This window comes from Streptomyces sp. NPDC110618, assembly GCF_055657065.1.
On sequence record NZ_JBVKBN010000002.1, the window covers coordinates 347,337 to 360,648 of the forward strand.

Annotated in this window: 11 protein-coding genes; 3 read left to right on the forward strand and 8 right to left on the reverse strand. The window is 71.4% G+C overall.

Annotated features, from left to right (window positions below; genetic code table 11):
- The 3 genes from ACZ7L7_RS04630 to ACZ7L7_RS04640 all read right to left on the reverse strand — a co-directional run.
- Positions 1-439: chaplin (locus tag ACZ7L7_RS04630; RefSeq protein ID WP_471429129.1), on the reverse strand; the 439-nt coding region annotated here is incomplete at its 3' end.
- Positions 440-669: 230 nt separating this feature from the next.
- Complete coding sequence (locus ACZ7L7_RS04635) at positions 670-897, reverse strand: chaplin (protein WP_285510995.1); 228 nt, start codon at positions 895-897, stop codon at positions 670-672.
- A gap of 288 nt (positions 898-1,185) precedes the next feature.
- The gene (locus tag ACZ7L7_RS04640; protein WP_285510994.1) at positions 1,186-1,602 is read right to left on the reverse strand and encodes a rodlin; all 417 of its coding nucleotides are present in this window, start codon (positions 1,600-1,602) and stop codon (positions 1,186-1,188) included.
- A gap of 299 nt (positions 1,603-1,901) precedes the next feature.
- On the opposite strand from ACZ7L7_RS04640, the gene ACZ7L7_RS04645 reads away from it, so the two are divergent.
- Positions 1,902-2,303, forward strand: coding sequence for a rodlin (locus ACZ7L7_RS04645; protein WP_285510993.1), 402 nt, complete (start codon positions 1,902-1,904; stop codon positions 2,301-2,303).
- A 220-nt stretch (positions 2,304-2,523) separates the two neighbouring features.
- Positions 2,524-2,934 (forward strand): rodlin, encoded by a 411-nt coding sequence (locus ACZ7L7_RS04650; protein ID WP_093724400.1) that lies wholly within the window; start codon positions 2,524-2,526, stop codon positions 2,932-2,934.
- Between the two features lie 66 nt (positions 2,935-3,000).
- Here ACZ7L7_RS04650 and ACZ7L7_RS04655 read toward each other — a convergent pair whose 3' ends face one another.
- From ACZ7L7_RS04655 to ACZ7L7_RS04670, 4 genes are all read right to left on the reverse strand, one after another.
- Positions 3,001-4,920 (reverse strand): AMP-dependent synthetase/ligase, encoded by a 1,920-nt coding sequence (locus ACZ7L7_RS04655; RefSeq protein ID WP_453606012.1) that lies wholly within the window; start codon positions 4,918-4,920, stop codon positions 3,001-3,003.
- Positions 4,921-5,064: 144 nt separating this feature from the next.
- Positions 5,065-6,591: a vWA domain-containing protein gene (locus ACZ7L7_RS04660; protein ID WP_472074751.1), complete on the reverse strand. Its 1,527-nt coding sequence runs from the start codon at positions 6,589-6,591 to the stop codon at positions 5,065-5,067.
- Positions 6,592-6,738: 147 nt separating this feature from the next.
- A complete protein-coding gene (locus ACZ7L7_RS04665; protein WP_453606016.1) occupies positions 6,739-7,593 on the reverse strand; it encodes an ABC transporter permease in 855 nt (284 codons plus the stop codon).
- On the reverse strand, positions 7,590-10,223 hold the full coding sequence (locus tag ACZ7L7_RS04670; RefSeq protein WP_472074753.1) for an alpha/beta fold hydrolase: 2,634 nt from the start codon (positions 10,221-10,223) through the stop codon (positions 7,590-7,592). The genes ACZ7L7_RS04665 and ACZ7L7_RS04670 overlap by 4 nt, the downstream gene beginning before the upstream one ends.
- Before the next feature lie 222 nt (positions 10,224-10,445).
- On the opposite strand from ACZ7L7_RS04670, the gene ACZ7L7_RS04675 reads away from it, so the two are divergent.
- Positions 10,446-11,834, forward strand: a complete 1,389-nt coding sequence (locus ACZ7L7_RS04675; protein WP_285510988.1) for a condensation domain-containing protein — start codon at positions 10,446-10,448, stop codon at positions 11,832-11,834.
- Here ACZ7L7_RS04675 and ACZ7L7_RS04680 read toward each other — a convergent pair.
- Positions 11,825-13,219, reverse strand: coding sequence for an APC family permease (locus ACZ7L7_RS04680; protein ID WP_285510987.1), 1,395 nt, complete (start codon positions 13,217-13,219; stop codon positions 11,825-11,827). The genes ACZ7L7_RS04675 and ACZ7L7_RS04680 overlap by 10 nt on opposite strands.
- Between the last annotated feature and the right edge of the window lie 93 nt (positions 13,220-13,312).

Sequence of the window (13,312 nt, forward strand, 5' to 3'; positions counted from 1 at the left end):
GCTTCGTCGTCGGCGGCTTCGTCGTCGGCGGCTTCGTCGTCGGCGGCTTCGTCGTCGGCGGCTTCGTCGTCGGCGGCTTCGTCGTCGGCGGCTTCGTCGTCGGCGGCTTCGTGGTGGGCGGCCTGGTCGTCGGAGGCGTGTCTCCGTAACCGCCCTCGTCGTCATCGCCGTAGCCGGGACCGTCGTGGCCGTACCCGCCGTGGCCGTACCCGGAGTCGCCATATCCGCCGTGGCCGTACCCGGAGTCGCCGTACCCGCCGTGGCCGTAGCCCGAGTCGCCGTCGCCGTCGCCGTACCCGCCGTGGTGGCGGTACGCCTTCGCGCCCTTGGCGCAGTCGTTGCCGAAGGAGGGGTTGAGCGCGGAGGCCGCGTCGACGGTGTTGCCGCAGACGTTGACCGGGACCTCGACCGGCGCCGAGATCTTGTTGCCGGCCAGCACACCGGGCGATTCCTTGGCGTTCCCCTCCGCGCTCGTGTCGGCCAGCGCGGAACTGCCACACAGGGACAGAATGCTTGTCGCGGCAGCGGCCGCGACCATTCCCTTACCCAGGGTCTGTCGCAATCTCGTTGTCTTCCTGCTCGAAGAATTGGGAAAGCCGGCCTCGGAACGCGGAGAAGGTGTCCAAGGCCGGCCCTGACACAAGCCGAGCGGCTGGTGCGTGTGCGTCGTCAGTCGTTGACGCAGATGTTGCCGAACGAGGGGTTCAGCAGGGCGATGACGTTCACGGTGTTGCCGCAGACGTTCACCGGGATGTGGATCGGGACCTGGACGACGTTGCCCGACAGAACACCCGGGGAGTGCTCGGCGACAGCGCCCGCGCCCGAGTCGGCGATCGCCGGCGTGGCCATGCCCATGGCCAGGATGGCGCCCGCGACGACAGCAGCGCTCTTCTTCATGAACTATCCCTTCTCTGCGGTCATGCCCTGTTGACGGCCGAGGGCCGAGCGAGCGCAACGGGAACGGCTCGCACCATGACCGGCAGGCTGTAGAACGAGTGATAGACAGACGAAGAAACTACGGAACGCGAGTCGCCGGTCAATTCACTCTTTCGCCTTCACGGAATTGACACGGAAGAACCACACGCGCCCCTCACGCACGTTTTTGTAATCGGGCACGGCGAAACCGTCCGACGATCCCTGGGGAAAGGGGATCGGCGGACGGTTCTGCCTGACCGGCGAAATACGTCAGCCGTTCTGCACGCCGTTTCCGGACAGCGCGGAGATGTCGCTGAGGATGTGCGACAGCGGCTCGTCACCCTTGGCCTGCGTCGAGTTGTCGGCGCACTGCTGGTTCTGGGCGGCGGACAGGACCGGCACGTCCTGGGCGACACCGACGGCGGCGATGAGGCCGACGATGCCCTGGAGGTTCGCCTTCACCGGGACACCGGCACAGAGCTTGTTGGCTGTGCCCTGGACCAGGGTGGCCTGCGGGCTCATGTCGCCCTTGGTCACCTGGTTGCCGAACTCGGAGGTGGCGCCGTTGCCGCTGGCGGAGGTGGTGCCGTGGTCATCACCGATGGCAAGCGCCTGGGGGGCGGCCGCGGCCGACGCTCCGACGACGGACGCGGTGACCGCGGCAGCGGCCATTGCCTTCTTCAGCATGTCGCAATTTTCCTTTCTGAGGCAGGAAGCGCCGTGGGTCCGGACACACCCTGAGGCAAGACGCGTTGTTCCTGCCCTCGCATCAACCCGGCCCGCGGGGATTGGTTTCGGCCCTTCACCCGATCGGGCCGTTCGGGCTTGCGGAATTAACGGAACGGTGGATCGGCGGCAGAGTTCCGTACCCGCCGCGCATTTCCCCGCGTGTGGGCCATCGGAGTGAATGTCAGCAACCAAGCGGTCCGCCAGCAGTTGACCAGAGCGCTCCGGTGGACGGGGTTTCTTCAGAAGGGAACTAGCAAGTGATCAAGAAGGTTCTGGCTTCCGCCGCGGTCGCCGCCTCCGTCGTCGGGGCCGCCTCGCCGGCCATGGCCATCGGCAACGACAACGGCACCACCTCCGCCAGCGGCAACGGCGCGATGCAGTCGTACGGCAACTCCGCCACCTACGGCAACATGAGCCCGCAGATGGCGCTCATCCAGGGCTCGCTCAACAAGCCCTGCATCGGTCTGCCCGCGAAGGCCAACCTCCAGGGCATCCTCGGCGTCGCCGCCGTCGGCGTTCTGCAGGACGTGCCGATCCTGTCGGCCCCGCAGAACCAGCAGTGCGTCGAGAACTCCACCCAGGCCAAGGGCGACGAGCCGCTGTCGCACATCCTGGACGACATCTCCGTCCTGGCCGGCAACGGCGCCGGCAACGACTGATCCGACCGGCACGACGGCGGGCCACCGGGTTTCCCGGTGGCCCGCCGGGCTGTTTCCGGGGCGGGTGGCGACAAGGGGCGCGCACTCGGTCGCCCAGGGCGCGCGCCGTGCGGAATGCGCGCTGGGCCAATCGGGGCAAAGCCCGCAACCCCGGCGGGGGTCGAGGCGTTGACGATCATGCAGCTCCTCCCCCGGAGTCCGCTTTTCGAAGGGAACGAACATGAAGAAGCTGTGGGCAACCGCGGCTGTCGCCGCCTCCGCCGCCGGTCTCGCCGCGGCCACCGCGGCCCCGGCGCTCGCCATCGGCAACGACAACGGCACCACGTCCGCCAGCGGCAACGGCGCCAAGCAGGAGTTCGGCAACTCGGCCACGTTCGGCGACATGAGCCCGCAGCTCTCGCTGGTCCAGGGTTCGCTGAACAAGCCCTGCATCGGCCTGCCTGCGAAGCTCAACGCGCAGGGCCTGGTCGGTCTCGCGGCCGTCGGCGTTCTCCAGGACGTGCCGATCCTGTCGGCCCCGCAGAACCAGCAGTGCGTCGAGAACTCCACCCAGGCCAAGGGCGACGAGCCGCTGTCGCACATCCTGGACGACATCTCGGCCCTGTCGGGCAACGGCGCGGGCAACAGCTGATCCTCCCCGCACCACGGCGGGCCACCGGGTTTCCCGGTGGCCCGCTTCTTCGTGTCCCGGCCCGCCTCAGCGGCGGTAGAGGGCCTCGATCTCCTCCTCGTAGGCCCGGATCACCGTGTGCCGTTTGACCTTCAGGGACGGGGTCAGCATGCCGTTCTCCTCGGTGAACTCGCCCGCGACCAGGGCGAAGGCGCGGATCGACTCGGCGCGGGAGACGGCCTGGTTGGCGTAGTCGACGGCCTTCTGGACGGCGGCGCGGATGTCCGCGTCGCGCACCAGCTCCGCCATGGGGGTGTCGGCGGGCAGCTTGCGGACCGCAAGCCAGTGGGCGATCGCCTCGGGGTCCAGGGTGATCAGCGCGGCGACGAAGGGGCGGTTGTCGCCGACGACCACGCACTGCCCGATCGGTGCCCGGCTGCGCAGCCGGTCCTCCAGGACGGCCGGGGAGACGTTCTTGCCGCCGGAGGTGACGATGAGGTCCTTCTTGCGGCCGGTGATGGTGAGGTACCCCTCCTCGTCGAGGGAGCCCCGGTCGCCGGTGGCGAACCACTCGTCGCGCAGGACGGCGTGGGAGGCGGCCGGGTTGTTCCAGTACGCGGAGAAGACGATGCCGCCCTTGACCAGGACCTCGCCGTCGTCGGCGATGCGGACGGCGGTGCCGGGGACCGGGGGGCCGACCGTGCCGGGGCGGGGCCTGAGCGGGGGCGCGATGGTGGCGGCGGCGGTGGTCTCGGTGAGGCCGTAGCCCTCGTAGACGACGATTCCGGCGGCGTAGAAGAACAGGTTGAGGTCGCGGTCCAGGGGGGAGCCGCCGCTGATGGCGTAGCGCAGGCGGCCGCCGAGTTCCTTGCGGACGCGGCGGTAGACCAGCAGGTCGTACAGGGCCCAGGCGGCGTACAGGCCGAGGCCGGGGCCCTTGCCGGTGCCGAGGAAGCGGCTGAGGTGGGCCTCGCCGAAGCGGACGGCGATGCGGTCGGCGCGGTCGAAGGAGGCGGCGCGGCCGATCCTCTCGGCGGTGGCGCGGCCGGTGTCGTGGATCTTCTCGAAGAGGTACGGCACGCCGACCAGGAAGGTCGGGCGGAACTCCTTGAGCGCCGGGCGGAGTTCGTCGGGTTTCACGCTCGGACAGTGGCCGATCTCGATGCGGGCCATCAGACAGGAGATCTGCAGGCTGCGGCCGAGGATGTGGGCGAGCGGGAGGAAGAGGAGGGTGGACGGGGTCTGGCGGGTGACCTCGCGGAAGACCGGCAGCAGGAGTTCGACCGTGTTGGCGGACTCGGCGTGCAGGTTGGCGTGGGTGAGCACACAGCCCTTGGGGCGGCCGGTGGTGCCGGAGGTGTAGCAGACGGTGGCGATGCTGTCGCCGGTCAGGGCGGTGCGGCGCTTGGTGACCTCCTCGTCCGGGATGTCCCGGCCGAGGGCGGTGAGGTGGGTGACGGCGCCCGCGTCCAGTTCCCAGACGCGCGGCGGGGTGGGGTGGGCGGCGGTGCCGGTGGTGACCGTGGTGGTGTTGTCGGCGGTCTCGGTGACCACCTGGGTGGCGCCGGAGTCGCGGACGATCCACTCCACCTGGTCCGGTGAGGAGGTGGGGTAGATCGGCACGGACTGGCCGCCCGCGGCCCAGATCGCGAAGTCCAGCAGGGTCCACTCGGGGCGGGTGCGGGACATCACCGCGACCCGGCCGCCGGGTTCCAGGCCGGCCGCGATCAGGCCCTTGGCGAGGGCGGTGACCTCGCGGGCGAACGCGGCGGCGGTGACGGCCCGCCAGGTGCCGTGCTCCCTGCGGCGCAGCACCACCGCCTCCGGGGCCTCCACGGCGTTGGTGAAGGGGATGTCGGCGGTGGTACCGGCGGGGTGGCGCGGGGCGAGCGGCGGGACACGGGCCTCGCGGACCGTGCCGCCGTCGTCCCTGGTGATCTCGACCCGGGTGCGGGTCAGCAGATCGGTGCGGTGCTTCGCGCGCTTCAGATCCTTGCGTACGCCCATGACGGCTCCCGGTCGCGGCGGTGCGGCTCGGACTTGCGTGAGCTGTGCCTACTCCAACTGTGGTCGTCCCCACTGTTCTTACTTCGGAGTAAACTTACTCACGCGTAGCCCGAGGTCAATGGGCGCGACGTGAAGGGCCCGTGGTCACATGATCTCGTCGGCCCGCCGGATCGCCGTCTCCAGTTCCGCCACCTTCCGGTCACCCGTGCGCTCCGCCAAGTCGTCCGCGCGCCCGGCGAGTTCGCCCAGGCCGGGGGCGCCCGGCAGGGACTCCCACTCGTCGGCGCCCCGGCGCAGCCGGTCCGCGAAGTAGGCGGCCACCGCGGTCACCTGGAAGCGCGGCGAGGCGCTCCAGACGCCGTCGGCCAGGGTGCCCGACTCCAGGTCGGCCGACTCCTCGTGCGGGGTGCGGGAGCGGGGGTCGAGCCAGCGGACGGTGGCGGTGGCGAGGTGGCCGCGGGCATCCGGGGCGGTACGGACGGCGTACAGGGCGGTCACCGTGTGGCCGGGGCCGGTCTCGCCGCCGTCGACCGAGTCGTCGCGGAAGTCCTCGTCGGCCACCCGCCGGTTGTCGTAGCCGATCAGCCGGAACTCCTCGACGTTCTCCGGGTCGAAGGACACCTGGGCCTTGGCGTCGCGGGCCGTCAGGTCGATGTTGCGCGGGAGTTGCTCGCTGAAGACCTCGTGGGCCTCCTCCTTCTCCGAGACATAGACGGTGTGGCCGTCACCCCGGTCGGCGAGGCGTTCCATCAGGGCGTCGCCGTAGTCGCTGCCGACGCCCACGCCGAACAGGGTGATGCCCCACTTCTTCCGGGCGCGCTCGACGGACTCAAGGATCGATTCGGCGTCCGTGTCACCGGTGTTGGCGAGGGCGTCGGAGATGAGGACCACTCGGTTGGTGGCGCGCTTCTTCAGGCCGTCGACCGCCACGGCGTAGCCCTCCCGCACGCCCGCGCCGAGGTTGGTGGAGTAGGTCGGCTCCATGCTGTCGATCGCCTCGTGGATGCGGTCGCGGTTGCCGCCCACCTCGGTCATCGGCAGCACGGTCTCGGCCTCGTCGCTGAAGGTGACGAGGGCGACCGAGTCGTTGTCGCGCAGCCGGTCCGTCATGACGCCGAGGGATTCCTGGGCCAGGTCCAGGCGGCCCTGCTCGCTCATCGAGCCGGAGATGTCGATGACGAACGTCAGTGCCGCGGGCGGGCGTTCCTCCTTGCTCGCCTCCCGGGTGGCGAGGCCCACCCGCAGCAGCGACCAGTCCTCGCGGTCGGTGCGGGCGCCGTCCACGGTCACCGAGAAGCCGTCGCCGTCGGGGCGTTCGTAGTCCTGGCGGAAGCTGTTGACGAACTCCTCGGGACGGATCGACCAGGGGTCCGGGAGGTCGCCGTCGGCGAGGGTGCGGCGGGCGTAGCCGTAGGAGGCGGTGTCGACGTCGAGGGCGAAGGTGGACAGGTGGTCGGGTTCCGGGGCGATCTCGCGGGAGGAGTCCTCGGCGCCCTCGGAGTTCCCGGAGTCCTCACCGCCGTACTGGCCGCTGTCGGGAGCGGGTTGGCCGTCGTAATGCCGGTCCGAGGACTTCTCCCCGGACTGGTCGGCCGTTCCGCTGCAGCCGGTGAGCAGCAGGCCCGCCAGCGTGAGTGCGAGGGTCGCGCCCCGCCACCGTCGTCGCTCCATCGTCCGTTCCCCCTTGGTCCGTTGACGTCGACTTCTGTGACTGTGACGGGCCAAGGGTGCGGAACGTGCGCTACGAAGCGTTGCGGGTGGGTCTCGAAGTGGGCACGACGGGGGTCCGTCGAGACCGGTGGGTGATCCTCCGTTGACCTACGACACCACGTCCTTGCGCGCGAAACCGCGGAAGGCCAGCGCGAACAGGACGACGGCGTACGTTACCGAGAGGGCGGCGCCCTGGATCATGCCGGACCACTCGGGGGTGGGCTGTACGGCGTCCGCCCAGGCGAACTGCCAGTGCGCGGGCAGGAAGTCACGCCAGTCGCCGAGGGCGGTCACGGCGTCCAGGACGTTGCCGACGATGGTCAGGCCCACCGCGCCGCCGACCGCGCCGAGCGGAGCGTCGGTCTTCGTCGACAGCCAGAACGCGAGCCCGGCGGTGACCAGTTGGGAGACGAAGACGTACGCCACCACGACCACCAACCGCTGGGCGGCCGTGCCCGGGGCCAGCGAACCGCCCGTGGGAATCTCCAGCGGACCCCAGCCGTAGGCCGCCGTGCCGACGGCGAGGGCGACCACCGGCAGCAGGATCATCGCGGCGAGGCTCATGCCGAGCCCGACCACCAGCTTCGACCACAGCAGCCGGGCCCTCGGCACGGGAGCGGCGAGCAGATAGCGCAGCGAGGACCAGCCGGCCTCCGCCGCCACCGTGTCCCCGCAGAACAGGGCGACCGGGATGACCAGCAGGAAGCCCGCGGAGACGAACAGGCTGACGGCGGCGAAGTTGGCGCCGGAGGCGGTGGCCGTGTCCATCAGAGTGATGCGGTTGTCGCCGCCCTCCGGCTCGCCGCCGATCGCGAAGGCGATCAGCAGCACGAAGGGCAGGGCGGCCAGGATCGCGCCCATCACCAGCGTGCGGCGGCGCTTGAGCTGGCGGACCAGCTCGACGCGCACCGGCAGGGTGCGGCCCGCCCGGTAACCGGAGGCGACCTCGGTGAGCGTGCTCATGCGGAACCTCCGATCAGGGTGAGGAAGGCGTCCTCCAGGCGGCGGTGCGGGCCGACGGACCGCACCGGCACGTCCAGCCGGACGAGTTCGGCGACCAGCTTCTCCGCGCTGCCGTCGGCGCCGAGGCGGACGAGGAGCCCGTCGTCGGTGCGGACCGCCGAGGCGACGCCGGGCAGGGCGGCCACCTTCTCGGCGGCCGGCTCCTCCACGGGCGTGGCGGTGCCGACCAGGAGGGTGTCGCCGGAGCCGACGATCTCGTCGACCGGACCCGCCTGGACCAATTGCCCGCGGTCCATGACCACGAGGTGGGTGCAGGTCTGCTCGACCTCCGCCAGCAGATGGCTGGAGACGATGACCGTGCGTCCGGCGGCGGCGTACCGGATCATCACCTCGCGCATCTCGCGGATCTGCGGCGGGTCCAGGCCGTTGGTCGGCTCGTCGAGGATCAGCAGGTCCGGCAGGCCGAGCATGGCCTGGGCGATGGCCAGGCGCTGGCGCATGCCCTGGGAGTAGGTGCGCACCGCGCGGGCCAGCGCGTCGCCGAGCCCGGCGATCTCCAGCGCCTCGTCCAGGTGGGCGTCCTCGGCGGGGCGGCCGGTGGCGGCCCAGTACAGCTCCAGGTTCTCCCGGCCGGACAGGTGCGGCAGGAATCCGGCGCCCTCGACGAAGGCGCCGACGCGGGAGAGGACCGGGGCGCCGAGGCGGATGGCGTGGCCGAAGACGCGGATCTCGCCGTCGTCCGGGCGGATCAGGCCCATCAGCATGCGCAGGGTGGTGGTCTTGCCCGCGCCGTTCGGGCCGAGCAGTCCGAGGACCTGGCCCTGTTCCACACGGAAGGTCAGCTCGCGCACGCTGTAGCGGTCGCCGCCCGCGTACTTCTTGCTCAAGCCGGTGATCTGCAGCGGGACTTCGGCCAGCTCCGGGGCGGGGGCGGGGGCGGTGGTGCGGCGCCGGGCGGTCAGCAGCAGGGCCGCGGCGATCAGGACGCCTGCCACCGGAAGCCACCACACCCATGCCGGGAGCGGGGCGGCGGCGGTGCTCACGCCGGGGGCGGTGGGCACGGACAGGCCGCTCTGCAGGGAGACGGTGTACGTGGCGGGGGCGGCCGGGGAGGCGTAGCCGAGGTCCGTGGAGGACAGGACCAGGCGCAGCCGGTGGCCCTTGTCGATCTCGTGGTCGACGGCGGGGAGCGTGATCGTCACGTCCTTGCCGGACTCGGCGTCCGTCACCCGCAGCGGGGTGACCAGCTGGGCGGGCAGCACCTGCTGGGTGCCGTCCGCGCTGACGTCGTACACCTTGGCGAAGAGGACGGCGTCCTTGCTGGTGGACTCCACGTGGACGGTGACCGTCGGGGAGCCGGTGACGCGCAGGTCGTCCTTGACGGGGGCGGAGTCGAAGCGGGCGTACTGGCCGGGGAAGTCGAGGGAGACGCCCACGCCGAGGGAGGAGAGCTGGGCGAGGCCCCCGCCGCCCAGGCCGGGCAGGGCGGAGACGGCGGGCGGGTTGGCGCCGGGCGGGTTGGCCAGGCGCTGCTCGCGGCCGGTCAGGGCGACGGTGCGCCGTCCGCTCTCCAGGCCCGGGTACGTGTCGGCGCTCGCGCCGCGCAACTGGGCCTGCCCGTCGGTGGAGTCGACACCGCCGGTGCGCGAGACGCGGAAGGCGGGGCCGGTGTCGACGGAGGTGTCCTTCTTCAGGTACCGGTCGAACCAGGACCCCACGCGGGCCCGGACCCGGTCGGTCTCCGCGTCGCCGCCGTCGTGGCCGCCCGCGATCCAGTCGACGGCGACGGGGGCGCCGTTGGCCGCGATCGCCTTCGCCGCCCGGTCCGCCTGGCCGAGCGGGAAGAGGGAGTCGGAGCGGCCCTGCACCAGCAGCGTGGGGACCTTGATGTTCCCGGCGACGGCGGACGGCGAGCGCTCCTCCAGCAGTGCGCGGGCGGCGGCGTCCGGGGTGCCGGACTCGGCGACCCGCTCGTACATCCGGCACAGGCTCGCCTCGAACCGCTCGCAGCCGCCCGCGGAGTTGACGAAGATGCCCGCCCACAGCTTCTTGAAGACGCCGTTCGGGAACAGGGCGTCCGCCAAGTTCCAGTACGTGATCGCGGGGGCGATGGCGTCGACGCGGTCGTCGTACCCGGCGCCGAGCAGGCTGATCGCGCCGCCGTAGGAGGCGCCCGCCATGCCGATACGCGGGTCTCCGGGCTTGTCGAGCAGCACCTCGGGGCGGCGCGCGAGCCAGTCGATCAGCTTGCTTACGTCGGCGACCTCGGTCTTCGGGCCGTTCAGGCCGACCTTGCCGGTGGATTGGCCGTGGCCGCGGGCCGACCAGGTGAGCACCGCGTATCCGTCGGCGACCAGCTCCTCGGCCTGCTCGCGGACGTCGTCCTTGCTGCCGCCGAAGCCGTGGCCGAGCAGGACGGCCGGGCGGGGCCCGTCGGCGTCGGTGGTGAAGTACGAGGTGTCCAGGCGTACGCCGTTCACCGCCATCACCCGGTCCGCGCGGCGCACCGCGGGCCCGTCGTCGGAGGCGACGGCCGTCCACGTACCGGCGCCGGCGAGCACGAGAACGGCGGCCCCGGCGGCCAGCAGACGCCGGGGCCGCCGCAGCGGCCCGCGCAGTCGAAGATCCATGCTTCAACCGTACGGGGTGAACCTGTCGGCAAGTTGTCGACCGAAGGCCGAACCCGCCCACCTCCCAGGGGTGTACGCGGACCCCCGCGCATACCGCACCCGTCGTACGAGGACCGCTGTTCGAGGCGCCACCCGATCCACTGAAACCGGGCGGAACCACACACCCCGCTTCCGGTGGCGGCGGAGGATGCAAGATCCCCCCACTGTGAACGGAGACGCCCTGTGCGCATCACCGACATCCAGCGCTGCGAGGTCCGGCCGGGCCGGCTCGTCGAGTGGACGCTCAGTCCGGCGACCGTCGCCAGAGCCGCGCTGCTGCCGGAGGACACCCGGCCGCCGGCGTACATCCAGGAGTCCCACATCAGGACCGCCCGGACCGTGCGCGAGGGTGGACTCTTCGTACCGACCTGGCTGGGCGCCGCGTTCGACGTGCCGGGCCCGGTCGACCTGGACGCGCTGCAGTCGGCGCTGCGCGAGTGGACGGTGCGGCACGAAACGCTGCGCAGCGGCTTCCGGACGGACGGCGAAGCGCTGCGCCGGTTCACCCTCGACCCCGGGGAGGTGGCGCTGCACCAGGAGGTGGTCGGCGACTTCACGGACCCGGCGGAGCTGGTGCGCCACCTCCAGAACCGTTTCGACGTGGCGGCGGACGCCCTGTCCTGGCCGAATCTGATCTATACGGCGGTCGTCCGGGCGGACGGGGCGAGCGTGTACATGGCCTTCGACCACACCAATGTCGACGCCTACTCCATCCACCGCATCCCGGCCGAGATCCACGAGCTGTACGCGGCGGCCGTGGCGGGCCGGGCGCTTCAGCGGCCCCCGGTGAGCAGTTACATCGACTTCTGCGAGATCGAGCGGGCGGACGCGGACCGGATCGACGAGGGTCACGAGATCGTGGCGCGCTGGCGGGAGTTCATCCGCCGCTGCGACGGCACCCTGCCCGCCTTCCCGGTCGACCTCGGGCTCGACGCGGGCGGTCCGCTGCCCGAGCAGAAGCTGATGGGCGAGCCGCTGGTGGACGCGGAGTCGGCCGCCGCGTTCGAGGCGTACTGCAGGCCGTACGGCGGCAGTCTGGTCGGGCTGCTCGCGGCCACGGCGCTGATCGTGCGGGAGATCGGCGGGCAGTCCGTCTACCGCACGGTGGTGCCGTTCCACACCCGGGTCCGCTCGCGCTGGTCGGAGTCGGTGGGCTGGTACGTCGGGGGCGCGCCGATCGAGGTGCCGCTGGACCCGGCGCCGGATCTGCCGACGGCACTGCGGCTGGTGCGGGCGCAGTTGCAGGCGGCGCGGCCGCTCGCCCGGATGCCGCTGGCGCGGGTGCTGAAGCTGCTGGGCGCCGACTTCCGGCCCACCTCGCCCGACCTGTACTCGATCGTGTCGTACGTCGACGCCCGGCCGCTCCCGGGTTCCGGGGACTGGACCGGGCAGTCGGCGTACGCGCTGATCCGGGTGTCGTACGGGGATCAGGTCTGTGTGTGGGTGAACCGGCTGCCGGAGGGGCTGTGGTTCGCCTGCCGGTACCCGGACACGGATGTCGCGCACAAGAACCTGCGGCTGTACGCCGAGCGGCTGCGGGACATCGTGGTCGGGGTCGGGGCCTATGCCTGAGCGTCCTCGGGGAGGGTGACCAGCCAGCGGGTGGTGCGGCGGGGGCGCAGGTACAGGGCCCAGTACAGGGTGGCGACCAGGGTGATGCCGCCGGTCCACAGCAGGTACTCGGTCTCCTGCTGGGTCAGGATGTAGGCCAGTACGACGATCAGCAGCACGGGCGTCGCGGGCCACAGGGGCATGCGCCACGCGGGCGTGTTGCGGTGGCCGCCGCGCCGGGACAGCAGGGCGGCGACCGCGACCAGCAGGTACATGCCGGTCACCGAGACCCCGGTGACGCCGTACAGGGTGTCCAGGTTGACGAAGCAGAGGGCGGCGCCGGGGACGCCGACCGCCAGCGTGGCGACCCACGGGGAGCCGAAGCGGCCGAGCCTGGCGAGGGCGGTGTTGACCGGCCGGGGCCAGGCCTGGTCGCGGGCGGAGGCGAACAGGACGCGTGAGTTCTGGATGACCATGACGATGCCCGCGTTGATGATCGCGAGGGCCACGCACAGGCTGACGAAGGTGCCGACCGCGGAGTTGGACCAGGCGGTGACCATGGAGCCGATGTCGCCGCCGGTCAGCTCCGCGAGGTCGGAGGCGCCGAGGGTGATGCCGACGACCGGGACCAGGATGATCACCGCGGAGATGCCGAGGGTGGCCAGCACGGTACGGGCGACGTTCCTGCGCGGGTTCTCCAGTTCCTCGGAGAGGTAGACCGCGGTGGAGAAGCCCTGGGTGATGAACAGGGCGATGGCGAGCCCGGAGACGATCAGCATGGCGGTCACGGTGTCCGGGCCGCCGTCGGCGCCCGCGACCTGGAGGGAGACGAGGCTGTCCGGGCCGCGCTCGGCGTGGGCGAAGCCGAGGACGGCGACCACGGCGGCCGCGATCACCTCAAGGACCAGGAAGATGCCGGTGATCCAGGCGTTGGCGCGCAGGTCGAGCAGGCCGGCGAGGGTGGCGAGCAGCATGACGCCGGCGCCGGTCATCGCGGGGTCGAGGTGGACGATCGGGGCGAGGTAGCCGGCCGTGCCCATCGCGATGACGGGCGGAACGATCATCACGACCAGGAGGGAGAGGACGAATACCAGCCACCCCGCGAGCCGGCCCGCCAGCGTGGTCACCATCGCGTACTCGCCGCCCGCGCTGGGGACGAGCGTGCCCAGTTCCGAGTAGCAGAAAGCCACCGCGACACAGAGCAGGGAACCGATCGCGATGGTCAGGGCGGTGGCGGTGCCGAGCGAGCCGAACAGGTCCGGGACCACAACAAAGAGGGTGGAGGCCGGGGTCACGCACGAGAGCGTGAGCAGGGTGCCGCCGACGACACCGATGGAGCGCTTCAGCTCCGGCGCATGGGCCGGGACGTCTTCGACGACGGGGGACTTCTGAAGCGTGTCGGTCATGCGGCGGTTCCGATCGGCTCGGGCGGAGGTGGCACTGTGACAGCAGTGGTTCGGAATGGAAACACCGACGAAAACAACACGTCAATGGTTGTT